At 69.5% G+C, this 20,100-nt stretch carries 20 protein-coding genes and 1 tRNA gene; 11 read left to right on the top strand and 10 right to left on the bottom strand.

Features of this window, described 5'->3' with window-relative positions:
* Positions 1-15 precede the first annotated feature (15 nt).
* Together QPR87_RS15855 and QPR87_RS15850 are read right to left on the bottom strand one after the other, a co-directional pair.
* On the bottom strand, positions 16-801 hold the full coding sequence (locus QPR87_RS15855) for an exodeoxyribonuclease III (protein WP_011748655.1): 786 nt from the start codon (positions 799-801) through the stop codon (positions 16-18).
* Between the two features lie 303 nt (positions 802-1,104).
* Complete coding sequence (locus tag QPR87_RS15850) at positions 1,105-1,791, bottom strand: response regulator transcription factor (RefSeq protein ID WP_011748657.1); 687 nt, start codon at positions 1,789-1,791, stop codon at positions 1,105-1,107.
* 133 nt (positions 1,792-1,924) lie between these two features.
* On the opposite strand from QPR87_RS15850, the gene ribA reads away from it, so the two are divergent.
* Together ribA and QPR87_RS15840 are read left to right on the top strand one after the other, a co-directional pair.
* Positions 1,925-2,986 (top strand): GTP cyclohydrolase II, encoded by a 1,062-nt coding sequence (gene ribA / locus QPR87_RS15845; RefSeq protein ID WP_011748658.1) that lies wholly within the window; start codon positions 1,925-1,927, stop codon positions 2,984-2,986.
* Positions 2,987-3,003: 17 nt separating this feature from the next.
* Positions 3,004-3,519 (top strand): L,D-transpeptidase family protein, encoded by a 516-nt coding sequence (locus QPR87_RS15840; RefSeq protein WP_502921616.1) that lies wholly within the window; start codon positions 3,004-3,006, stop codon positions 3,517-3,519.
* Positions 3,520-3,523: 4 nt separating this feature from the next.
* On the opposite strand, the gene QPR87_RS15835 is transcribed toward QPR87_RS15840, so the two are convergent.
* A complete protein-coding gene (locus QPR87_RS15835; RefSeq protein ID WP_285050284.1) occupies positions 3,524-4,273 on the bottom strand; it encodes an SDR family NAD(P)-dependent oxidoreductase in 750 nt (249 codons plus the stop codon).
* Positions 4,274-4,375: 102 nt separating this feature from the next.
* Positions 4,376-5,575, bottom strand: a complete 1,200-nt coding sequence (locus QPR87_RS15830; protein WP_285050283.1) for a THUMP domain-containing class I SAM-dependent RNA methyltransferase — start codon at positions 5,573-5,575, stop codon at positions 4,376-4,378.
* Positions 5,576-5,738: 163 nt separating this feature from the next.
* Between QPR87_RS15830 and QPR87_RS15825 the strand changes: the two genes are divergently transcribed.
* Entirely contained in the window at positions 5,739-6,533 is a 795-nt protein-coding gene (locus tag QPR87_RS15825; protein WP_285050282.1) for a VOC family protein, read from the top strand.
* 1 nt (position 6,534) lies between these two features.
* On the opposite strand, the gene QPR87_RS15820 is transcribed toward QPR87_RS15825, so the two are convergent.
* Positions 6,535-7,323: a metallophosphoesterase family protein gene (locus QPR87_RS15820; protein ID WP_011748663.1), complete on the bottom strand. Its 789-nt coding sequence runs from the start codon at positions 7,321-7,323 to the stop codon at positions 6,535-6,537.
* Complete coding sequence (locus QPR87_RS15815) at positions 7,320-8,282, bottom strand: diacylglycerol/lipid kinase family protein (RefSeq protein WP_285050281.1); 963 nt, start codon at positions 8,280-8,282, stop codon at positions 7,320-7,322. The genes QPR87_RS15820 and QPR87_RS15815 overlap by 4 nt, the downstream gene beginning before the upstream one ends.
* A gap of 384 nt (positions 8,283-8,666) precedes the next feature.
* Between QPR87_RS15815 and QPR87_RS15810 the strand changes: the two genes are divergently transcribed.
* From QPR87_RS15810 to QPR87_RS15800, 3 genes are read left to right on the top strand one after another with little or no spacing between them, the layout of a single operon-like run.
* A complete protein-coding gene (locus tag QPR87_RS15810; protein ID WP_285050280.1) occupies positions 8,667-9,872 on the top strand; it encodes an isochorismate synthase in 1,206 nt (401 codons plus the stop codon).
* Positions 9,872-10,528, top strand: a complete 657-nt coding sequence (locus tag QPR87_RS15805; RefSeq protein WP_285050279.1) for an isochorismatase family protein — start codon at positions 9,872-9,874, stop codon at positions 10,526-10,528. The genes QPR87_RS15810 and QPR87_RS15805 overlap by 1 nt, the downstream gene beginning before the upstream one ends.
* Positions 10,519-11,289, top strand: coding sequence for an SDR family oxidoreductase (locus tag QPR87_RS15800; RefSeq protein WP_285050278.1), 771 nt, complete (start codon positions 10,519-10,521; stop codon positions 11,287-11,289). Before QPR87_RS15805 ends, QPR87_RS15800 begins: the two co-directional genes overlap by 10 nt.
* A 39-nt stretch (positions 11,290-11,328) precedes the next feature.
* Here QPR87_RS15800 and QPR87_RS15795 read toward each other — a convergent pair whose 3' ends face one another.
* On the bottom strand, positions 11,329-11,571 hold the full coding sequence (locus QPR87_RS15795) for a phosphopantetheine-binding protein (protein ID WP_230999407.1): 243 nt from the start codon (positions 11,569-11,571) through the stop codon (positions 11,329-11,331).
* Between the two features lie 11 nt (positions 11,572-11,582).
* A complete protein-coding gene (locus tag QPR87_RS15790; protein ID WP_285050276.1) occupies positions 11,583-13,205 on the bottom strand; it encodes a (2,3-dihydroxybenzoyl)adenylate synthase in 1,623 nt (540 codons plus the stop codon).
* A gap of 187 nt (positions 13,206-13,392) precedes the next feature.
* Here QPR87_RS15790 and QPR87_RS15785 point away from each other — a divergent pair, with 187 nt between their 5' ends.
* Together QPR87_RS15785 and QPR87_RS15780 are read left to right on the top strand one after the other, a co-directional pair.
* Positions 13,393-14,742, top strand: a complete 1,350-nt coding sequence (locus QPR87_RS15785) for a condensation domain-containing protein (RefSeq protein WP_285050275.1) — start codon at positions 13,393-13,395, stop codon at positions 14,740-14,742.
* Between the two features lie 57 nt (positions 14,743-14,799).
* Entirely contained in the window at positions 14,800-15,255 is a 456-nt protein-coding gene (locus QPR87_RS15780; RefSeq protein ID WP_285050273.1) for a GNAT family N-acetyltransferase, read from the top strand.
* Here the strand turns inward: QPR87_RS15780 and QPR87_RS15775 are convergent.
* Together QPR87_RS15775 and QPR87_RS15770 are read right to left on the bottom strand one after the other, a co-directional pair.
* Complete coding sequence (locus tag QPR87_RS15775) at positions 15,252-15,686, bottom strand: hypothetical protein (protein WP_285050272.1); 435 nt, start codon at positions 15,684-15,686, stop codon at positions 15,252-15,254. The genes QPR87_RS15780 and QPR87_RS15775 overlap by 4 nt on opposite strands.
* On the bottom strand, positions 15,679-16,299 hold the full coding sequence (locus tag QPR87_RS15770; protein WP_285050271.1) for a DUF5671 domain-containing protein: 621 nt from the start codon (positions 16,297-16,299) through the stop codon (positions 15,679-15,681). The genes QPR87_RS15775 and QPR87_RS15770 overlap by 8 nt, the downstream gene beginning before the upstream one ends.
* A 199-nt stretch (positions 16,300-16,498) precedes the next feature.
* Between QPR87_RS15770 and QPR87_RS15765 the strand changes: the two genes are divergently transcribed.
* The 3 genes from QPR87_RS15765 to gnd all read left to right on the top strand — a co-directional run bounded on the left by QPR87_RS15765 (position 16,499) and on the right by gnd (position 19,659).
* Positions 16,499-16,573 (top strand) — tRNA-Gly (locus QPR87_RS15765).
* Positions 16,574-16,837: 264 nt separating this feature from the next.
* A complete protein-coding gene (locus QPR87_RS15760) occupies positions 16,838-18,100 on the top strand; it encodes a class I SAM-dependent methyltransferase (RefSeq protein ID WP_285050269.1) in 1,263 nt (420 codons plus the stop codon).
* A gap of 158 nt (positions 18,101-18,258) precedes the next feature.
* On the top strand, positions 18,259-19,659 hold the full coding sequence (gene gnd / locus QPR87_RS15755; protein WP_285050267.1) for an NADP-dependent phosphogluconate dehydrogenase: 1,401 nt from the start codon (positions 18,259-18,261) through the stop codon (positions 19,657-19,659).
* Positions 19,660-20,100: the final 441 nt, after the last annotated feature.

Here is a 20,100-nt window from a genome sequence, read left to right as displayed (position 1 = left end):
CGGCGCCCCGACGGCTCACAGATCGAAGCTGGCCAGCACCGGAACGTGGTCGCTGGGCTGCTGCCAGCCGCGCAGCGGCCGCAGGATGCGGCTGTTGTGCCCCGCATTGGCGATATCGGGCGTGGCCCAGATATGGTCCAGCCGCCGGCCCTTGTCGGCCGCGTCCCAGTCCCGCGCGCGATAGCTCCACCAGCTGTAAAGCAGGCCCTGCGGAATGTCCTTGCGGGTGATGTCCACCCATTTGCCGGCATCCTGCGCGGCGCCGAGATGCTCGACCTCGATGGGCGTGTGGCTGACGATCTTCAGCAATTGCTTGTGCGACCAGACGTCGTCCTCGCGCGGGGCGATGTTCAGGTCGCCCACCATGATCGAGCGCGCGGGCCGGTCGGCATGGAAGACGTCGCGCATCTCGGTCAGGAAATCCAGCTTCTGGCCGAACTTGACGTTCTGCTCGCGATCGGGAATGTCGCCGCCCGCCGGGACGTAGAAGTTGTGGATGGTGACGCCGTTCTCCAGCCGCGCGGCGACATGGCGGGCATGGCCCAGCCCGGCATAATCGCGGTCGCCCGCATCCTCGATCGGCAGCTTCGACAGGATGGCGACGCCGTTATAGCCCTTTTGCCCGCGCGCGACGAAATGGTCGTAGCCCAGCGCCCGGAACGCCTCCAGGGGGATGTTCTCGACCGGGCTTTTCGTCTCTTGCAGGCAAAGGATGTCCGGCGCTTCCTCGGTCAGGAAGCGGGCGACCAGCGCCTCGCGCAGGCGGACCGAATTGATGTTCCAGGTGGCGATGGTGAACATGGCAGCTCCTTTTCGGGGACGGACCCTAGGGGCGCGGGCACCGCTTGTCCACCACCGCCGCGACCGGCCCGGTCCGCCCACCATCCCCCACCCTGACCAGGGAAAGCCGCCCCCCATCTTCTCCGTTTCAGAAATACTCTCGGGGGGTGCGGGGGGCGAAGCGCCCCCGCGCGGCAGGGCAAGCGAAAAACCCGGCCGCCGGTCTGGACCGGGGCCGGGTCATCATGTGGCCGCATCCTCCGACCACCGGGCTTCGCAATCAGAACCCGCCAGCCATGCGCGGGTTCCGGGGATCAACATTTATCAAGCGACCAGGCGATAGCCGCCGGATTCGGTGACCAGAAGCCGCGCGTTCGAGGGATCGGGCTCGATCTTCTGGCGCAGGCGATAGATATGGGTCTCCAGCGTATGCGTGGTCACGCCCGCGTTGTAGCCCCAGACCTCGTGCAGAAGCACGTCGCGCGGCACCACCCCGTCCTGCGCGCGATACAGGAACTTCAGGATGTTGGTTTCCTTTTCGGTCAGGCGGATCTTGCGGTCCTTGGCGTCGATCAGCATCTTCATCGCCGGCTTGAACGTATAGGGGCCAAGCTGGAAGATCGCGTCCTCGGACTGCTCATGCGTGCGCAATTGCGCGCGCAGCCGCGCCAGAAGCACCGGGAACTTGAACGGCTTGGTGATGTAGTCGTTCGCACCGCTGTCGAGCCCAAGGATGGTATCGGCATCGGTATCGTGGCCGGTCAGCATGACGACGGGGCATTTCACCCCCTGCTTGCGCAGCCGCTTGCAAAGCTCGCGCCCGTCGGTATCGGGCAGGCCCACGTCCAGCACGACCAGGTCGAAGATCGCGCCCTTGGTCCTTTCGACCGCCTCATGGCCCGAGCCCGCCTCGAACACCTCGAAATCCTCGGTGGCGACCAGCTGCTCGGCCAGCGCCTCGCGCAGGTCGTCCTCGTCATCGACCAGCAGGATCTTTTTCAGTCCGGCCATTCTTGCCTCCTTTGGCGTTATGGCGGAAAACTGTGGCGCGGCGCGGCAAGCGTCCAGCGGTTTGCAGCAATTCTCACATGGAGTTGTCGGAATTCCGCCCTATGTTTCAGATTGTTTCAACCATGCTGGCCCGATGACCCTGATCCCGACCCTGACCGAGACCCTTTCGCGCGCCCGCGCCGACCTGCGCATGGGGCTGCCCGTGGTCATCGGCGGCCAGCTCGTCGCCGCGGTCGAAACGCTGCGCGCCGACCGGCTGGCATCCATGCGCGCCCTCGGCCCGGCCGTGCTGGCGATCACCGGACCGCGCGCCGAGACGCTGAAGGTCCGGGTCTATGACGGCGATCTGGCGCGGATCGAGGTGCCGGGCGACGGCGACCTGGCCTGGCTGCGGGCCGTGGCCGATCCGGCGGGCGACCTGATGACGCCGATGAAGGGGCCGTTTCGCAGCCCGCGCGGCGGCGCGGTGGATGCGCATCGCGCCGGCATCGCACTGGCGAAATCGGCGCAGCTCCTGCCCGCCGTGCTGGTGGTGCCGCTGGCCGTGCCGGTCGAGGGACTGACGCAGCTTTCGCCCGGCCCGGCGCTGGCGCAGATGGCGACCGAGGCCGCGATGGCCCCCGTCGCCGCCGCCCGCCTGCCGCTGCTGGCGGCCGAGAACTCGAAACTGCACATCTTTCGCCCCGACAATGGCGAGGCCGAACATTACGCGGTCGAGATCGGCGCCCCCTCGCGCGAGGCGCCGGTTCTGGCGCGGCTGCATTCGGCCTGCTTCACCGGAGACGTGCTGGGCAGCCTGAAATGCGATTGCGGGCCGCAGCTTCATGCCGCGCTGGCCGCCATGGGTCAGGCGGGCGAAGGCGTGCTGCTCTATCTGAACCAGGAAGGGCGCGGCATCGGGCTGGCCAACAAGATGCGCGCCTATGCGCTGCAAAATCAGGGCTTCGACACGGTCGAGGCCAATCACCGCCTGGGCTTCGAGGATGACGAGCGCGATTTCCGCATCGGCGCCGGCATCCTGAAGAAGATGGGCTTCGGCGCGGTTCGGCTGATGACCAACAACCCGAAAAAGGTCGCCATGCTGGAGGGCCATGGCATCCGCGTGGCCGAGCGCGTGCCGCTGATCACGCCCCGCAACCGCCACAATACCGGCTATCTGGACGTGAAGGCCGCGAAATCGGGCCATCTGCTGTGAGGCTGCTCTTGACGCCCATGGGGCTGCGGGCGGGGTCGCGGATCATCCCCTGCGCGGTCGGGCGCGGCGGCATCCGGGCCGACAAGCGCGAAGGCGACGGCGCGACGCCCATCGGCCGGCATCGCATCGTCGGCCTGCTCTATCGCCCCGACCGGGTGGCGCGGCCGAACGGCTGGGCGCGGCCGATCCTGCCGGGGGATCTGTGGTGCGACGCCTCGGGCCATGCCGCCTATAACCACCCGGTGCGCGCGCCCTTCGGCCCCAGCCACGAGGCGATGCGGCGCGCCGATCCGCTTTACGACATCGTGCTGGTGACGGATTGGAACTGGCCGCAGGCCAGGCCCGGCATGGGCTCGGCGATCTTCCTGCATCAATGGCGCCGGCCGGGCTTTCCGACCGCGGGCTGCATCGCCATGGCGCGGCGTGACCTGATCTGGCTCGCCTCGGCCGTCGTGCCGGGCGATGTGCTGGAGATCCCCGCCCTGCCGCGCTGGCCGGCGCGCAAACCCGCCAGCCGCCACGGCAAGGACTGAAGCGTCACAGCGCCGTATAGCCGCCATCCACCAGGTGATAGCTGCCGGTGATGAAGCTGGCGCGGTCCGAAAGCAGGAACACGACAAGCCCCGCGACCTCGTCCGCCCGGCCCAGCCGGCCGATGGGATGGCGGCCGACCAGCGCCTGCTTGGTCTCGCTGTCCAACTGGTCGAGCAGCGGCGTGTCGATGAAGGCCGGGCCGACCGAGTTCACCCGGATGCCCTTTTGCGCATATTCCAGCGCCGCGTTCTTGGTCATGCCCACCACGGCATGCTTGGCCGAGACATAGGCGCCCGCGCCGTTGAACCCGACCGAGCCCAGGATCGAGGCCATGTTCACGATCGCCCCGCCGCCCGCCTCCAGCATCGCCGGAATCCCGTAGCGCATGCCGTAGAAGACCGCGTTCAGGTTGACGTCGATGACCTTTTTCCAGCCGTCCAGCGGATAGTCCCCGACCGGCGCGCTGGGGCCGCCGATACCGGCATTGTTCACCAGCAGATGCAGCCCGCCCAGCCCCTTGGCGACCTCGACGGCCTTGCGCACCGCATCGGGGTCGGAGACATCGCCCGCCACGGCCTTGGCCTTGCCGCCCGCCGCGACGATCCTGTCGGCGGTGGCGCGGGCAGTCGCTTCATGCAGGTCGGCCACCACCACCGTGGCGCCCGAGGCGGCAAGCTCCAGCGCGATCGCCTCGCCCAGCCCCGAGCCAGCGCCGGTCACAAGGGCGATCTTGTTGTCGAAACGAATGTCCATGGGGTTTCTCCTGCGCGGTTTGGAAGCATCATGGCGCGCGCGGGGGATTCCGTCCCTGCGGCCAATCGTATCAATGCGGCGCCGCCAGCCGGGGTTCCCCGGTCACAGCGGCCCGGTCTGCCACAGCCGGATCTTCAGCCCGCCATGGGCGACATAGGGTCCCGGCTCGCGAAAGGGCAGGCCGGTGGCGCGGGCCAGCGGCGCCTCGCTGGTGACCAGCCCGACGCGCCAGCCCCGGAACCGCTCGCGCAGCACCTCGCCCATGGCGGCGTGCAGGCCGAACAGCGGACCCTTATTGCCGATGCGTGCGCCATAGGGCGGGTTGACGATGACAAGGCCCGGCGGCCCTTCGGGACGCTGAAGCTCGCCGATGGCGCGGTTTTCGAAGCTGGTCCAGCCGTCCAGCCCGGCGCGGGCGGCATTCTCGCGGCTCATGCGGATCGCGCCGGGATCGCGGTCGCTGCCGTGGTAACGGGGCTGTGCCGGGGCGGGCGGGACCGGCGCGCTACGCATCGCCTGCCATGCCTGCGTGTCATGGCCCGGCAGGTGTTCAAAGGCGAAATGCCTCAGCCGTCCGGGGTGCAGGCCCGCCGCGATCTCGGCCGCTTCGATGAGGAATGTGCCCGACCCGCACATAGGGTCCAGCACCGGCTCGCGCCCGTCGAAACCGCATTGGCGCAGGAACATCGCGGCCATGGTCTCGCGCATCGGCGCCTTGCCCACCGCCTGCTTGTGGCCGCGCCGATGCAGCGATTCGCCCGAGCTGTCCAGGCTGATGGTGCAAAGATCGTCCTCGATGCGGATCTTCAGCGTGACCGGCGCATCCTCGGCAATGGGGGCGCCCAGCGTGTCGCGGATGGCGGCCTCGATGCGCTGGGTGATGGCGCCGGCGTGATAGATGCGGGACTTGCGGCTGCTCGCCTCGATGCGGACCGGCACGTCGGGGCGCAGCCAGTCGGCCCAGGGAAAGCGGCGCACCCGCTTGTCCAGCTGCGCCGGATGCAGGGCGCGAAAGGCGCCGATGCGGGCCAGCACGCGGGTCGCGCCGCGGATTTCCAGGTTGGCCCGCCAGACATCCGGCCAGCCGCCGGCGAAGGTCACCCCGCCCGGCTGGACCTGCGCGTCCCAGCCAAGCGCGCGGGCCTCCTCGGCCAGCGGTTCCTCCAGCCCGGGGGTGGCGACCAGGAAGATTTCCATCCGCGCCGGATCGGCGGCCAGCGGCGCCGGTTCGGGCTGCGGCCGCGGCGCGATGGGGGCGGCAGGGGTCTTGGCGGGACGTGTCTTGGGGGCGCGGGGCTTCATCGGGTTCCGGCTGGCAAAAGGGCTCCGCATCATGCGCCGCGGCGCGGGCGAAGGCAATCCGCGCTTATTGTCTCCGCAATGGCGGCAGTCTTCCCCGATTGGTGCCATTTCCTGCCATGCACATCCCGCCTATCTTGGCTGCAACAGGATAAAGGAGAGTATCATGGCAACGAGCGACGCCCCCATCCAGATCGGCCGGGTGGCCCTGACCGTCAACGACCTGGGCCGGGTCGGGGATTTCTATCGCTCCGTCATCGGGCTGGAGCGGATTTCCGGCAGCGGCGAAGAGCTGGTGCTGGGCGCGGGCGGCAAGCCGCTGCTGGAGTTGCGCAGCGACAAGGCAGCCCGCCCGCGCCCGCAGGAGGCGGGGCTGTTTCACACCGCCTTTCTCTTGCCCGACCGTCAGGCCCTGGGGCGCTGGCTGCGTTTCGTCGCCGATCAGGGCATCAGGCTCGACGGCGCCTCGGACCATCTGGTCAGCGAGGCGATCTATCTGCGCGACCCCGAGGGCAACGGGATCGAGGTCTATGCCGACCGCCCCCGCAGCGCCTGGCAGCATGACGGCGCCGAGGTGCGGATGGACACCATCGCGCTGGACCTGCCCGGCCTCATGGCGGCGGCCGAGGGCGACTGGACCGGCGCGCCCGGGGAAAGCGTGGTGGGGCATGTCCACCTTCAGGTGGGCGACGTGGCCGCGGCCGAGGATTTCTGCATGAACCGGCTGGGCATGGAACGCATGGCGCATCGCTTCGGCGCCAGCTTCTTCGCCACCGGGGGCTATCACCATCACCTGGCGGGCAATGTCTGGAACAGCCGCGGCGCGGGGCCGCGCAGCGCCGATTCGGCAGGGCTGGCCGAGGTGGTGCTGGCCGCCGATCCTGATCGGTTGCAGGCGTTGGGGGCGCCCGAATTTCGCGACCCCTGGGGCACGACCTTCCGCGTCGAACCCAAGGGCTGATCTAGGCCGGGCGCCAAAGCCCGTCCCGGCGGATGAAGCGCAGATGCTCGGGCGGGCGAAAGCCGGGCTCGGTCATGGGCGCGACATGGCGCTCGACCAGCAGGTCCGGGCCGGCGAAGTCCAGCACGGCGAATTCGTTCTGCCGGTCGCCGGGACGGGCGCAAAGCGCCGTGCCGGCCTGCACCTGCAGGATCGGCCGCCCCTGTTCACCCAGAAAGGCGCCGATCGACCACAGGTGCAGATGGCCGCTGAGCACCAGTTGCACGCCCTCGGCCTCGAAGCGGGCAAGCGCGGGGCCCGCGCCCTGCATCAGCGCCTTGTCCACCTGCGGGCGCTGCTGCATCGGATGGTGCAGCGCAACGATGTTGATGCAGGCCGGGTCGATCCCCGCGATCACCCGCGCGACCTGCGCCGGCGTGATGATGCCGCGCTGCCAGGCCATCGGATCGACGCTGTTGACGCCCTGCACGCGCAGGTTGCCGACATGGCCGACCGGCTCGAGATTCGCGGCGATGGCGCGGCGCCAGCGGCGATAGGGGCGCATCATCCGGTCCGCCAGCTTGTAAAGCGGGATATCGTGATTGCCGGGCACCGCCAGCAGCGGCGCCTCGATCCGGCGCAGAAAGGCCGCGGCCTGGGCGAATTGCGCCGACCGGCCGCGATGGGTCAGGTCGCCCGTCACCACCACCAGATCGGCGCGGGCGCCGTTGATCCGGTCGAGCAGCGGATCGACCAGCGGCTGGCGTTCCAACCCGAAATGCAGGTCCGACAGATGCAGGATGCGCGTCATCCGGCGTCCCGCCCGCCGCTTTCGGCCGGGACCAGCACCTTCAGCGCGCCATGGCGCACGCGGATGCGAAAGGGCGAATCCATCCAGGTCTTTTCGCCGTCATGGGCGACATATTCATGGCGCGGCACGGTCTCAAGCTCGAATTCATCGGCACAGATCAGGTCGAAATCGGCATAGCGCGCCGTCTTGCCCAAGGCCAGCCGCAAGGCCGAGCGCACCAGGGGCCCCGGCCGCTTCGCCCGCGCCAGCAGCAGCGCCAGCTGGCCCCGCCGCACGCAATCGGCCCCCTCCAGCCCGAACGTATCCAGCTGGTAGGCGCTTTTCGCCACAAAGGCCAATGCGGTGGTGAAATGCCGCTCTTCGCCGTTCGCGCGCACGGTCAGGCGCAGCGGCCGGCGCAGGGTCCACAGCGCCGCCACCGCCGACCAATAGGCCGCCAGCCGCGACCGGCCCCAGCGGCGATAGATGCTTTCGCGGCGCCGCAGGATCTCGGGATAGGCTCCGAAGCTGACATTGTTCACGAAGATCATGCCGTTCATCTCGCCGACATGGACCCGGCGGATGCGGGGGGCGTCGAAGATCCCCAACGCCGCCTCGACCGTCTCGCCCGAGCCCAGGTCGCGGGCGAAATAGTTGAAGGTGCCGCCGGGGATCACCGCCATCGCCGCCTCCGTGCCCGCGACCGCCCCGGCCACGGCGGCCTGGGTGCCGTCGCCGCCGGCCGCGACGATCAGGTCGAACCCCTCGGCCACGGCCGCGCGGGCCATGGCGGGCAGGTCGTCGCCCTGCCCGGTGCCCCGGACCTCGAACGCAGCCACCCGGCCGTGCAGCGCGGTGCGCAGCTTGTCCGCGATGTCGTCGCCCGCCTCGCGGCCCGAACCCATGTTCACGATGGCACAGACCCGTGCGCTTCCCAGATCGAAATCGGGGTCTTCCGCAGGATCGCGCTGGCTGGTCATCCGGTCGTCTTTCCACATTGCCACGCCCCGCAACCCCCCGACCCGGCGCCGGGTTCCAGCCTCGCCCCTCGCCCGGCCTGCGCCAAGGTTGCGACAAATCGCCTGCCCGGAATAATCCTGATCTTTTTACTTGCCTTTCCGGGGGTGCTTTGACAGATTGCGCCCGGGAAGCTGAGGGGCGGGACATCCACCCGACCGGCCGTGCCCCTTGGGGTTGCGACGGTTCGCCACCCGAGACATCAGTCACCTAACCCTGCGCAGGAGAGTTCTGCCCCGGAAATCTGATCGCGGCATCATCCATGTCTGCGCAACCCGCGCCATTTTTCACCGCAGCGGGCGGCTACCGGGACCGGGGACGAAATTCCTTTGAAAACGAGATGCATCATGAACATCCGCCTGTCCGAGGCGCCGAAAAAGACGGCGTCGCCCGTGCCTGATCCGGTTCTGTTCGGTTTCGACGGCCCCTCGGGTCGCATCCTGGGCCAAGGCCCCGCACGTCGCATCGCCCCCGGCAACGCCGCGACGCTGGAGACGCGGGTGACGGCGGCCCTTGCCGGGGCCGCGCCGGACGAGATGATCGGCGGCGCCCTGCCCTTCGACCGCGAGGCCGGGGACTGCCTGTGGCAATGCCGCCGCAGCGAGGCGCCCGCCCCCGGCGGCATCACGCCGCAGGGCCTGCCGCTGCCGGGCTGGCGCCTGACCGCCGAGCCCGCGGCGCGCGACTATGCCGATGCCGTGGCCCGCGCGCTCGGCATCATGGCCGAAGAGGCGGGCAGCGAGGATGCGCTGGAAAAGATCGTGCTGGCGCGCACGCTTCTGGTCGAATCCGCCGCGCCGATCCCGGTCGAGGCGCTGATGGCGCGGCTGCATGCCGACCGCAGCGTGACCGCCTTTCGCGTGGCGTTGCCCGCCGGGCCCAACCATCCGCAGGGCCGCGCGCTGATCGGAGCGACGCCCGAACTGCTGGTCGAGAAGCGGGGCCGGCGCATCGCATCGCATCCGTTGGCGGGCTCGGCGCGCCGGCTGTCCGATCCGGCCGCAGACCGCGCCGCCGCCGAAGCCCTGTCCGGTTCGGCCAAGGACCACCGCGAACATGCGCTGGTGGTCGAGTCGATCCTGGACACGCTGGCGCCCTTCTGCCGCGAACTGGGCTGCCCCGAGGGCACCTGCATCACCTCGACCCGCAGCATGTGGCATCTGGGCACCCGGATCGAGGGCCGGCTGAAGGACGAGGGCACGCCCTCGGTCGTGCTGGCCTCGGCGCTGCATCCGACGCCGGCGGTCTGCGGCGTGCCGATGGCGCGGGCGGCGGGCTTCATCAAGGCCCTTGAACCCGTGGCGCGGGATTTCTATGCCGGCGCGGTCGGCTGGTGCGACGCAAGCGGCGACGGCGCCTGGCATGTCGCCATCCGCTGCGCCGAGATCAGCGGCCGGCGGGCGCGGCTTTACGCGGGCGCGGGGATCGTTCCCGGCTCGGACCCGATGGCCGAGGCCGCCGAGACCGGCGCCAAGTTCGGCGCGCTTCTGGCCGCCCTGGGCCTGCCGCAGGACGCGGCGCTGCAGGGCGTGCCATGCAACGGAGAGACCTGATGGCCCTGCCCGGCATCGCCCCCTACGCCCCCCCGACCGAGGCCGAACTGCCCAAGGCGCGCGGTCCCTGGCAGCCCGACCGCGACCGTCTGGCGCTGCTGGTCCACGACATGCAGCGCTATTTCTGCCGCGTCTATCCCGAGGGCGCACCGCTGGCGCCGGTGATCGGCAATATCGCGCGGCTGATCCATGCGGCGCGGGCGGCGGGCGTGCCGGTCTTTTATACCGCGCAAAAGGGCAATCAGTTCCGCCCGGATCGCGGGCTCCAGGCCGACCTGTGGGGGCCGGGAATGAGCGCCACCCCCGAGCATGAGGAGATCCTGCCCGAGTTGGCCTCGGCGACAGGCGACATCGTGCTGGTCAAGCATCGCTACAGCGCCTTCCAGCGCTCCAACCTGGAGCAGCTGATGCGCGCGCGCGGCCGCGACCAGCTGATGATCTGCGGCGTCTATGCCCATATCGGCTGCCTCGCCACCGCCGCCGAGGCGTTCCAGCGCGACATCGAAGCCTTTGCCGTGGCCGATGCGCAGGCGGATTTCTCGCGCGAGAAACAGGACATGGCCATGGAATGGATCGCCGCCACCTGCGGCGTGCCGCTGTCCACCCGGCAGGCGCTGGAGGCGCTTGGCACGCATGAGGTGAAGTCATGCGCCTGACCGGATTTCAGGGCAAGACCGCCATCGTCACCGGCGCGGCAGGCGGCATCGGCCGCGCGGTGGTCGCCGCGCTGCTGGACGCCGGGGCGACGGTCGTCGCCGCCGATACCGAATCCGCGCTGGCCGGCAATCCCGTCGCGGGGACCGAGAACCGGGTGCTGGACGTGCGCGACGGCGATGCGGTCGAGGCCCTGGTGGCCGAGGTCGAGGCAGCGCATGGCCCGCTGGCGCTTGGCGTCCATGCGGCCGGCGTGCTGGCCATCGGGCCGCTGCTGGAGCTGCCGCCCGAGGAATGGGAGCGGGTGATCGGCGTGAACGCCCGGGGCACCTTCCACGTCACCCGCGCCCTTGGCCGGGCCATGGTGCGGAACGGCGGCGGCGCCATCGTCGCGGTCAGTTCGAACGCGGCGGGGATTCCGCGCATGAACATGGGCGTCTATGCCGCGTCCAAGGCGGCGGCGACCATGCTGGTCCGCTGCCTGGGGCTGGAACTGGCCGCCCAGGGCGTGCGCTGCAACATCGTCGCGCCGGGCTCGACGCTGACGCCGATGCAGACCGGCATGTGGACCGAGGACGGCGGCGCGGGCGAGCGCGCGGTGATCGAGGGCAGCCTGGACGCCTATCGCACCGGCATCCCGCTGAAGAAGCTGGCGACACCCGAGGACATCGCCGGCGCGGTGATGTTCATGCTGTCGGACCAGGCGGGCCATGTCACCATGGCCGACCTTTACGTCGATGGCGGCGCGACGCTGCGCGCCTGACCCTTTGTCGGGGCCGGCCTGACACGGCCGGCCCGTCGCTCACAGCCGCGACGAAATCAGCGCCCACCAATTGTCCAGCGACGGCTCGCGGGCCAGTTCCTCGAAGCTGGCCTCGATGCCCATCTGCTTGAGCTCCGACGAAAAGGTCATCACCGCGATCGAGTCGAGCCCGTAGAGGACAAGGTTCTCACCCGGCTCGATCTCGCAATCGTCCTCGATCATCTTCTGAACACGGGCGGCCAGCCATTCGGGGCTGAGATCGGTCTTTTCGGCAATATCCATCATTCGTCCTTTCAGGCGGCGGTTTCGGCCACGAGGCTGTCGCGCAGGCGGCGCTTGTCGATCTTGCCCACCGCCGTCAGCGGCAGTTCGGGCACGAAGCGGAAACGGTCGGGCAGCTTGTATTCGGCCACGCCCAGTTCCAGCAGGTGCCGGCGCAGCGCCGGCGGGGAAAGCTTGCCCGACCCCTCGCGCAGCACCAGGAAGGCGCAGCTTTTCTCGCCCAGATGCGCGTCGGGGGCGGCGACCAGCGCGGCATGGGTGATGTCGGGATGGCGCACCAGCAGGTTCTCGATTTCCTCGGCGGCGATCTTTTCGCCGCCCCGGTTGATCTGGTCCTTGATGCGGCCGACGACGCGCAGGTTGCCGCCCTGCCGCACCACCACGTCCCCCGAATAGTAGAACCCCTCGGCGTCAAAGGACTTCGCATTGTGCTCGGGGCTGCGGTAGTAGCCGCGGAAGGTATAGGGGCCGCGGGTTGCCAGCGCGCCGGGCGTGCCGTCCGGCACGTCGCAGCCGTCCTCGTCGACGATGCGCACCTCGTCGTCGGGGCTGATCGGGCGGCCCTGGGTGGTGAAGATCACCTCGGGCGGATCGTCCAGCCGGGTATAGTTCACCAGCCCCTCGGCCATGCCGAAGACCTGCTGCAGGCGGCAGCCCAGCAGTTCGGGAACGCGCCGCGCCGTCGCCTCGGCGAAACTGGCGCCGCCGACCAGCATCAGCTCCAGGCTGTCCAGCATGGCGCGGCGGGCGGGCTCTTCCTCGACCGCGCGCAGCCACAGCGCGACGGCGGGCGGCACCAGCGGCGCCATGGTGACCCGTTCGCGCGCCACGATCTGGAAGCAGGTCAGCGGTTCGGGGCTGGAGGCCATGACCACCGTGCCGCCGGCATGGAACACCCCCAGCGCGCCGGGCGAGCTCATGGTGAAGTTGTGCCCCGCCGGCAATGCGCAAAGAAAGCGGGTGGCCGAGGTCACGCCGCAGATCTGGACGCTGGCGCGGATGCTGTAGTCGTAATCGTTATGGGTGCGCGGGATCAGCTTGGGCGTGCCGGTGCTGCCGCCCGACAACTGGAAGAAGGCGACCTGATCGCCCGGGGTCGGCCCCGCCCCCGCCGGCAGGTCGCCGCCATGGGTCAGCCAGTGATCCAGGCTGCGCTGGGGGTCGTCCTCGCCCAGCAGCAGCAGATGCGCGACGCCGCCCGCCCGCAATTCCTCGGCAAAGGCGTCGTCGCGGAACAGCTCGTGCTGGCGCGAGGCGATGACCACGCGCGGCGTGATCTGGCGGACATATTCCGCAAGCTCCAGCCGGCGATGGCTGAACAACGCGTTCACCGGCGCCACGCCGATCCGCAGAAGCGCGAAGAAGGCGACGAAGAACTCGGCCACGTTCGGCAATTGCACCAGCGCCGTATCGCCATGGCCCAGCCCCTGCTGCGCCAGCCGGGCGGCCAGGTTGCGCGACAGCCGGTCCAGATCGGCATAGCTGAAACGGCGCGAACCGCAGACCAGCGCCTCGGCCTCGGGGTTGGCGGCCAGCTGCGCGTCCAGGATATGGGTCAGCGGCTGGTCGATCCAATAACCGGCCTCGCGATAGCGCTGCGCGAGGTCTTGCGGCCAAGGGCTGAATTCAATCATGCGAATACCTGTTCTTACGGCAATGACCCGCTCAGGGCACCTGCGGCACCTTGACGGGTGTTAATAGTTGAGTATTTTTATCCCGCTTTCTCTCTTGAAGCAAGCCAGCCGCATCCTTCCCGGGACGCAACCAAGCCAGCCCCCTCTCGTTCAGAATGCCAGACCCTGCGACAGGGATAAGGATTTCATGACGCATCATCAAGCCGAGGGGCTTTGGCTGCCCCTGACGCTGGCCCAGATGGATTTCTGGGAAGAGTTCCGGTTCCACCCCGGCGAGGCGGTCTCGACCGTCGCCCATGTCATCGAGTTGCGCGGGGTCGCGGACCCCGAGGCGCTGGCCGGCGCCATAACGGCGACCATAGCCGAGACCGACATCATGGCGCTGCGCTTCGGCCTCGGTGCCGATGGCCGGCCGGTGCAGCGGGTCGATCCCGCACAGCGGCCCCGGCTGCGCCACCTGGACCTGTCGGACCGCGCGGATGCGCGCGAGCACGCCCTTGCGCTGATGCAGGCGGATGTCGATGCAGCGCTGGACCTGCTGGACCGGCCCATCGCGGCGCAGTGGCTGATCCGGCTGGCCGAGGGGCATTACCTGTGGTTCAACCGCGGGCATCACATCGCGCTGGACGGCTATGCCATGGGCCTGATCGAACGGCGCTGCGCCCAGCTTTACGCCGCCTTGGCCAAGGGCGCGGACCCCGGCCAGCCGCTGCGCCCGCTGGCCGACTATCTGAACGAGGAAACCGACTATCGCGCCAGCCCGCGCCATGCCGCCGACGGCCGGCACTGGGCCGAGGTGCTGGCGGCCAGGCCCCGCCCGCGCGTGCTGCGCAAGGGGTCCGAGGATTATCCCGCCGAGGCGCTTTGCGCCGCGCATGACCTGTCGGCGCTGCGCCCCGCGCTGATGCGGCAGGCGCAGGCGGTGGGCATGGGCTGGCCGGACCTGTTGACGGTGCTCTGCTCGGCCTGGGCCGCACTGCACCTGCGGGACGGCTCGGCCGAGCGGCTGGCCGACGACCATGGCCGCATCGCGATGCCGGTCTGGCTGCCCTATATGAGCCGGATGGGCAGCGTCGCCGTCTCGGTCCCGGCGCTGGTGGTGAACATCCTGCCGCTGGACGTGACCCTGCACCCGGCCGAACCGCTGGGCGAGGCGCTGGCCCGGCTGGGCGGGCGGCAGCGCAAGCTGCGCCGCCACGGCCGCTACCGCATCGAGCAGATCGCCGAGGATTACGGCATGGAGCCGCGCAGCCGCTTCTTCTTCTCGCCGCTGATCAACGTGCTGCCCTTTGACGAGGCGCGCTTTGCCGGCTGCGAAACCGCGCGGCATGTGCTGTCGAACGGCCCGGGCGACGGGTTCAACATCACCATCCGCGGCGATGGCGAGGCGCAGGGGCTGGAACTGCTGGTCGAGGCCGATCCGACCCTGACCCCGCCCGAGGATTTCGCCCGGCTGTCCGACGGCCTGCCGCGTTTTCTTTCGGCGGCGCTGGTGCCGGAAAACCTGCCGCTCCCGCTGGCGGGCCTGCCGGGCTGACGCGGCCTTGCCGGCCCGCCCACCCCGGCGCAAACTGCCCGGGCAGGAGGCGACGGGATGGACAGCGACGACATGCGCCTTGCCACGGCCGGCGATCTGGCCGTGGTCGGGGATTTGGTGAACAGCGCCTATGGTCATTACGTCGCCCGCATCGGCCGCAAGCCGGGACCGATGCTGGACGACCATGCGGCGCGCATCGCGGCCGGCCGGACGCATCTGCTGGAGCGGGGCGGCGCGGTGCTGGGCCTGGTCGTGCTGATCCCGCAACCCGATGCGCTGCTGGTCGAGAACGTGGCGGTCTCTCCCCGGGCGCAGGGGCTGGGACTTGGCCGGCGGCTGATGGAATTCGCCGAAAAGCGCGCCCGTGCGGCGGGGCTGCCCCGGCTGCGGCTTTATACTCATGTGGCCATGGTCGAGAATCAGGCCATCTATGCCCGGCTCGGCTATGCCGAAACGCGCCGTGTCCACGAAGCCGGGCTGCACCGCATCTATATGGAAAAGCCGCTGGCCTAGTCGCGATAGGGAATCGTCGCCCCCGCCCCCGGCCGCTGCGGGCCGGCCGGGATGAAGTTGCGCGTGCTGCAACCCGTCGCATCGCGATCCGCCAGCCCGGGCGAACGGCGCTGCGGCAATTCGAACCCGGCGCAAAGCCGATAGCTGCGCGGGCCGGTCACCTCGTAGCGATAGGGCTCGCCGGTAAAGGGATCGGCGAGCCGCACCTGCCGGTCGCATCGCGGGGTGGTATCCAGCATCTCGGGCAGGCGGTCGCCGTTCTCGCGCGCCAGGCAGACCACCAGCCGGCCCAGATTCGCCAGGTCGTTTTCACGCTCGCGGTCGCGGCGCTCCTTGCGGGCATGGCCGGGGCCTCCGGTCAGCGCCAGCCCGGCGACGACGGCGGTCGCGGCCAGCAGCGCGATGGCAAGGGTCGCCCAGCCCTTAATCATTCAACTCGTCCCGGTAATAGGCAAAGACCAGCCCCGCGACCCCGGCGACAAGGGCGGCCTTGGCGGCGAAACGCACGGTCAGATCGCCGTTGAGCAGCGTGTAGATGACATAGATCCCGTCCGCCAAGAACACCAGCGCCACCACCAGCAAGGTCAGCGACGCGAACCACTTGCGCACCAGCGACCGCCGCCGCCCGGCATCGCCCAGGCTCATCCGCGCCACCCGGCGGTTCAGCGCCAGGAACAGCGGCACGAAGGCGATCAGCGAGGCGATGGACCAGCGCGTGGAACTGCCCGGCCCGTAATAGCGGCTGTCGGCCGGGTCGGGAATCAGCCGGTCGATCAGCGCCATGCCCAGCTCGCAGACATGCCAGCCGATCATGCCCAGGGACAGGAACAGCAGGCCGTAAAGCAGCGCCTCCTGCGCCGAGGCATAGGGGCGAGGACGCGGCACCGGCGGCAGGCCGGGGGCGGTCTCCCAGCCGCCCAGCGCCTCGTCGATCTCGGGTGCGGACCAACCGGCATGGGCCAGCGCCCGGGCGATGCCGTCGCGGTCGCCGCCCTGCACCATGGCCCGGCGGACGAATTCGGAAAGCTGGTCGGACGGTTTCATCGGCACCCCCTGTCTGGCCGGCAGGTTTCGCCATGCCGGACGCCCGGTCAAGCCTGTCGGGACGCCGGCTGGGGCGGTTTCACCCTGCCCCGGCACCGGCGCGAAAATTTTCCCGGCGGCGCGATTTTTCCCCTTGCACCCCCCGGCGCGCTCCCATAAATGACGCCTCACCGAAGGCGAAGCGCCATCGGGATGGAGTGCGGGCGTAGCTCAGGGGTAGAGCATTACCTTGCCAAGGTAAGGGTCGTGAGTTCGAATCTCATCGCCCGCTCCAAAATCTTCCTTCGGGATCGGCGAAAAGCGGCCTACGGGCCGCTTTCGACGTTTCAGGCCACCCCCTGAAGCCACACCATAGCTGCGTTCGATCGACCCGGAGAGAGCATTTGCCCTGCCTCTGGCCATTTTCCGTGAATCGGCGCTAGTATGGTAACCGGAGTTGCCCCGGCTGCCACATCCGGGACAGCCGTCAGGAACAAGCTGCCGCGCTTTCGCAACCACGCATCCCCCGAATCGCGGCCAGCCCAAGCGTGAGGTGATCATGCCGGCTCTGGAAGCTCTGATCGAACGGAAACTGCAACGACTGGGCGTGCCGCTGGCCGTTCGCCTGCCCTCGGGGCGGCGGCTGGGACCGGCGGATGCACGCGTCACCATCGCCTTCAAGGACATGGCCGCGCTGGCGCCGCTGGCCTCGGCGCGGCTGGGCCGGCTGGGGGACGAGATCGTCCGCGGCCGCGCCCGGATCGAGGGCTCGATGCGCGACCTGATGCGAATCGTCGCGGCGCTGGTGCCCGACGAGGGCCAGCCGATCCAGCCCAAGCCCTGGCAAAGGCTGTTCAATCACCTGCATTCGGTGCTGCGCCACAGCCGCGACCGCGACGCGCGGCAGATCCGCGCGCATTACGACGTCTCGGACGATTTCTATGCGCTCTGGCTGGACCCGCGACGGGTCTATTCCTGCGCCTATTTCGCCCAGCCGCAGATGACGCTGGCGCAGGCGCAAGAGGCCAAGCTGGACCTGATCTGCCGCAAGCTGGACCTGCATCCGGGCGAACGCTTCGTCGATATCGGCGCCGGCTGGGGTGCGCTTTTGCTGCATGCCGCGCGCCATTACGGCGTCGATGCCACCGGCATCACCCTGTCGCAGAACCAGTTCGACCATGTCAGCCGCATCATCGCCGAAGAGGGCCTGGGCGAAAGGGTGCGCATCCTGCTGTGCGACTATCGCGACCTGGTGCCCGACAGGCCCTTCGACAAGCTGGCCTCGGTCGGCATGTTCGAACATGTCGGGCGTGCCAGGATGGGCACCTATTGCGACACCCTGCGCCGGCTGCTGCGGCCGGGCGGGCTGGCGCTGAACCACGGCATCGCCGCCTCGGGGGTGGACGATGCGATGGTCGGCGGCGGCCTGGGCGATTTCATCGAGAAATACATCTTTCCGGGCGGCGAGCTGATCCATGTCAGCCAGGCCATCCGCAGCATGTCGCAGGCCGGGCTGGAAATGGTCGATACCGAGAACCTGCGGCCGCATTACGCGCGCACGCTCTGGGCCTGGTCCGACGCGCTGGAGGCGCAACTGCCCGAGGCCGAGCAGGAGCTGGCACGCTCGATGCCGCCCGAGCGCGCCGCCGAGGTGTTGCAGGCCTACCGGCTGTATCTGGCCGGCTGCGCGCTGGCCTTCGAGCAGGGCTGGGTGGCGCTTTACCAGATCCTGCTGATCCATCCCGACCCGGCCATGACGACGCCGGACCTGCCGGGCGCGCAATCCGCCTATCCCTTCCGGCGGGACCATATCTATCGCTGATCCGGCGCGATGCGCCTTCACAATGCGCAGGCCGGCCCTTGGCAAGCGGGGCCGCCTGCGAATAGTTAACGGTAACATCGGCCGAAAGCCGAGAATCTGGGACATCCATCGCCCCGGCAAGGCCCGGGCGATGCCAAGCGGAACGGAGCGGAACCGAGATGACAAAAGCGACAATCGGCCTTATCGGCCTTGGAACGATGGGTGCGGCGCTGGCGCTGAACATTGCCGAGAAGGGCTTTCCGATCGCGGTGTGGAACCGCACGACCGAGGTCACGCGCCGCTTCCACGCCCAGGCGGGCGCCCTGGCGGACCGCGTGGTCCCGACCGAGAGCCTGGCCGATCTGGTGGCCGCCATCGCGCCGCCGCGCGCCATCGTCCTGATGGTCCCCGCCGGCCCGGCCGTCGACGACCAGATCGCGGCGCTGGTCCCGCTGCTCGGGCCCGAAGACCTGGTGATCGACGCCGGCAACGCCAATTTCCACGACACCGACCGCCGCGCGGCGGCCGGCCTGCCGATGCGCTTTCTGGGCATGGGCGTCTCGGGCGGCGAAGAGGGCGCGCGCCACGGCCCCGCCATCATGGGCGGCGGGGCGCGGGCCGACTGGGACCGCATCGCCCCGGTCATGGAGGCCATCGCCGCCCGGGCCGAGGACGGCACCCCCTGCGCCGCCTGGATGGGCGAGGCCGGCGCCGGCCATTTCGTCAAGACCGTGCATAACGGCATCGAATATGCCGACATGCAGATGATCGCCGAGGTCTACGGGCTGATGCGCGACGGGCTGGGCATGCCGGCCGCCGCCATCGGCGAGACCTTCGCGGCCTGGAACCGGGGGGCGCTGAAATCCTACCTGGTCGAGATCTCGGCCGCCGTCGCCGCGGCCTCCGACCCGCTGACCGGGGCGCCGATGCTGGACGTGATCCTGGACGCCGCCGGGCAGAAGGGCACCGGGCGCTGGACCGCGATCGAGGCGCAGCACCTGGCGGCGCCGATCCCGGTGATCGAGGCGGCGGTGGCGGCGCGCAACGTCTCGGCCCGCCTGGACGAGCGCAGGGCGGGCGAGGCGCGCTTCGGCGCCGGCCCGCAGGCGCTGGAGCTGGCGCTGCCCGAGCTGGAGGCGGCGCTGATCGCCGGCAAGATCCTGTGCTATGCGCAGGGTTTCGCGATGATCGAGGCTGCCGGCCGGGCCTTTGGCTGGCGGCTGGACCTGCCGGGCATCGCGCGGGTGTGGCGCGCGGGCTGCATCATCCGCTCGGCCATGCTGAACGACATGGCGTCGGCGCTGGCCGAGGATCCGTCGCGCAACCTGGTGCTGGCGCCCTTCTTCGCCGAGCGGCTGCAGGCGGCGATCCCCGCGCTGCGCCGGATGGTGGCGCAGGGCGTGCTGCACGGCCATGCGCTGCCGGCGCTGGGTGCCGGGCTGGGTTGGTTCGACCTGATGCGCACCGGGCGGGGGACGGCGAACATGATCCAGGCGCAGCGCGACTTCTTCGGCGCCCACGGCTTCGACCGCCTCGACGGCCAGGACAACCACCATGGGCCGTGGGCAATGGCAGGCTGAGCGGGGGGGGGGCGGCGGTTGCCGGTTGCCGGTTGCCGGTTGCCGGTTGCCGGTTGCCGGTTGCCGGGAAGGATCGAGCCAAAGCCTCTCCCGCCCCTCAAGGGCCAACGGTTTTCGCGAAAGCGGCGGACAAGGCAACAACCCCCTTGACCCCGCCCGGCGAAAGCCCAGCAAACGCGAGGCTCCGGCGGGTTGACGGAGAGGTTACGCAGCGGATTGCAAGGCCCAGCGTTTCCCCAGAAAAACCAACGCCCTCCCTGAAAATCGTTATCAAGACAAACCGGGAACAACCGACGAACATGATAACAGCGGATTAGGCCGTGTTGACAAACGGGGTTCACCGGGCGGGCTGAACATGATTCAAGCTGGTATCTGCGACGGAGACCAGCTTGGCACGAGACCTGATGTCGGACGGGGAATGGGCGATCCATGAGCGCTTCA

Origin of the sequence: Paracoccus sp. SSJ, from assembly GCF_030234105.1 — a bacterium.
Classification (GTDB): domain Bacteria; phylum Pseudomonadota; class Alphaproteobacteria; order Rhodobacterales; family Rhodobacteraceae; genus Paracoccus; species Paracoccus denitrificans.
The sequence above is the reverse complement of the archived record's forward strand: the minus strand, read 5'-3'. Positions and strand labels throughout refer to the sequence as shown.

Coding starts and splice junctions, on each gene's coding strand:
- gnd (WP_285050267.1), top strand. CDS start 18,259: ATGACAAAAGCGACAATCGGCCTTATCGGCCTTGGAACGATGGGTGCG.
- QPR87_RS15840 (WP_502921616.1), top strand. CDS start 3,004: ATGGGGCTGCGGGCGGGGTCGCGGATCATCCCCTGCGCGGTCGGGCGC.
- QPR87_RS15800 (WP_285050278.1), top strand. CDS start 10,519: ATGCGCCTGACCGGATTTCAGGGCAAGACCGCCATCGTCACCGGCGCG.
- QPR87_RS15820 (WP_011748663.1), bottom strand. CDS start 7,323: ATGACGCGCATCCTGCATCTGTCGGACCTGCATTTCGGGTTGGAACGC.
- QPR87_RS15855 (WP_011748655.1), bottom strand. CDS start 801: ATGTTCACCATCGCCACCTGGAACATCAATTCGGTCCGCCTGCGCGAG.
- QPR87_RS15825 (WP_285050282.1), top strand. CDS start 5,739: ATGGCAACGAGCGACGCCCCCATCCAGATCGGCCGGGTGGCCCTGACC.
- QPR87_RS15835 (WP_285050284.1), bottom strand. CDS start 4,273: ATGGACATTCGTTTCGACAACAAGATCGCCCTTGTGACCGGCGCTGGC.
- QPR87_RS15810 (WP_285050280.1), top strand. CDS start 8,667: ATGAACATCCGCCTGTCCGAGGCGCCGAAAAAGACGGCGTCGCCCGTG.
- QPR87_RS15760 (WP_285050269.1), top strand. CDS start 16,838: ATGCCGGCTCTGGAAGCTCTGATCGAACGGAAACTGCAACGACTGGGC.
- QPR87_RS15805 (WP_285050279.1), top strand. CDS start 9,872: ATGGCCCTGCCCGGCATCGCCCCCTACGCCCCCCCGACCGAGGCCGAA.
- QPR87_RS15830 (WP_285050283.1), bottom strand. CDS start 5,575: ATGAAGCCCCGCGCCCCCAAGACACGTCCCGCCAAGACCCCTGCCGCC.
- QPR87_RS15780 (WP_285050273.1), top strand. CDS start 14,800: ATGGACAGCGACGACATGCGCCTTGCCACGGCCGGCGATCTGGCCGTG.
- QPR87_RS15815 (WP_285050281.1), bottom strand. CDS start 8,282: ATGACCAGCCAGCGCGATCCTGCGGAAGACCCCGATTTCGATCTGGGA.
- ribA (WP_011748658.1), top strand. CDS start 1,925: ATGACCCTGATCCCGACCCTGACCGAGACCCTTTCGCGCGCCCGCGCC.
- QPR87_RS15770 (WP_285050271.1), bottom strand. CDS start 16,299: ATGAAACCGTCCGACCAGCTTTCCGAATTCGTCCGCCGGGCCATGGTG.
- QPR87_RS15850 (WP_011748657.1), bottom strand. CDS start 1,791: ATGGCCGGACTGAAAAAGATCCTGCTGGTCGATGACGAGGACGACCTG.
- QPR87_RS15795 (WP_230999407.1), bottom strand. CDS start 11,571: ATGGATATTGCCGAAAAGACCGATCTCAGCCCCGAATGGCTGGCCGCC.
- QPR87_RS15775 (WP_285050272.1), bottom strand. CDS start 15,686: ATGATTAAGGGCTGGGCGACCCTTGCCATCGCGCTGCTGGCCGCGACC.
- QPR87_RS15790 (WP_285050276.1), bottom strand. CDS start 13,205: ATGATTGAATTCAGCCCTTGGCCGCAAGACCTCGCGCAGCGCTATCGC.
- QPR87_RS15785 (WP_285050275.1), top strand. CDS start 13,393: ATGACGCATCATCAAGCCGAGGGGCTTTGGCTGCCCCTGACGCTGGCC.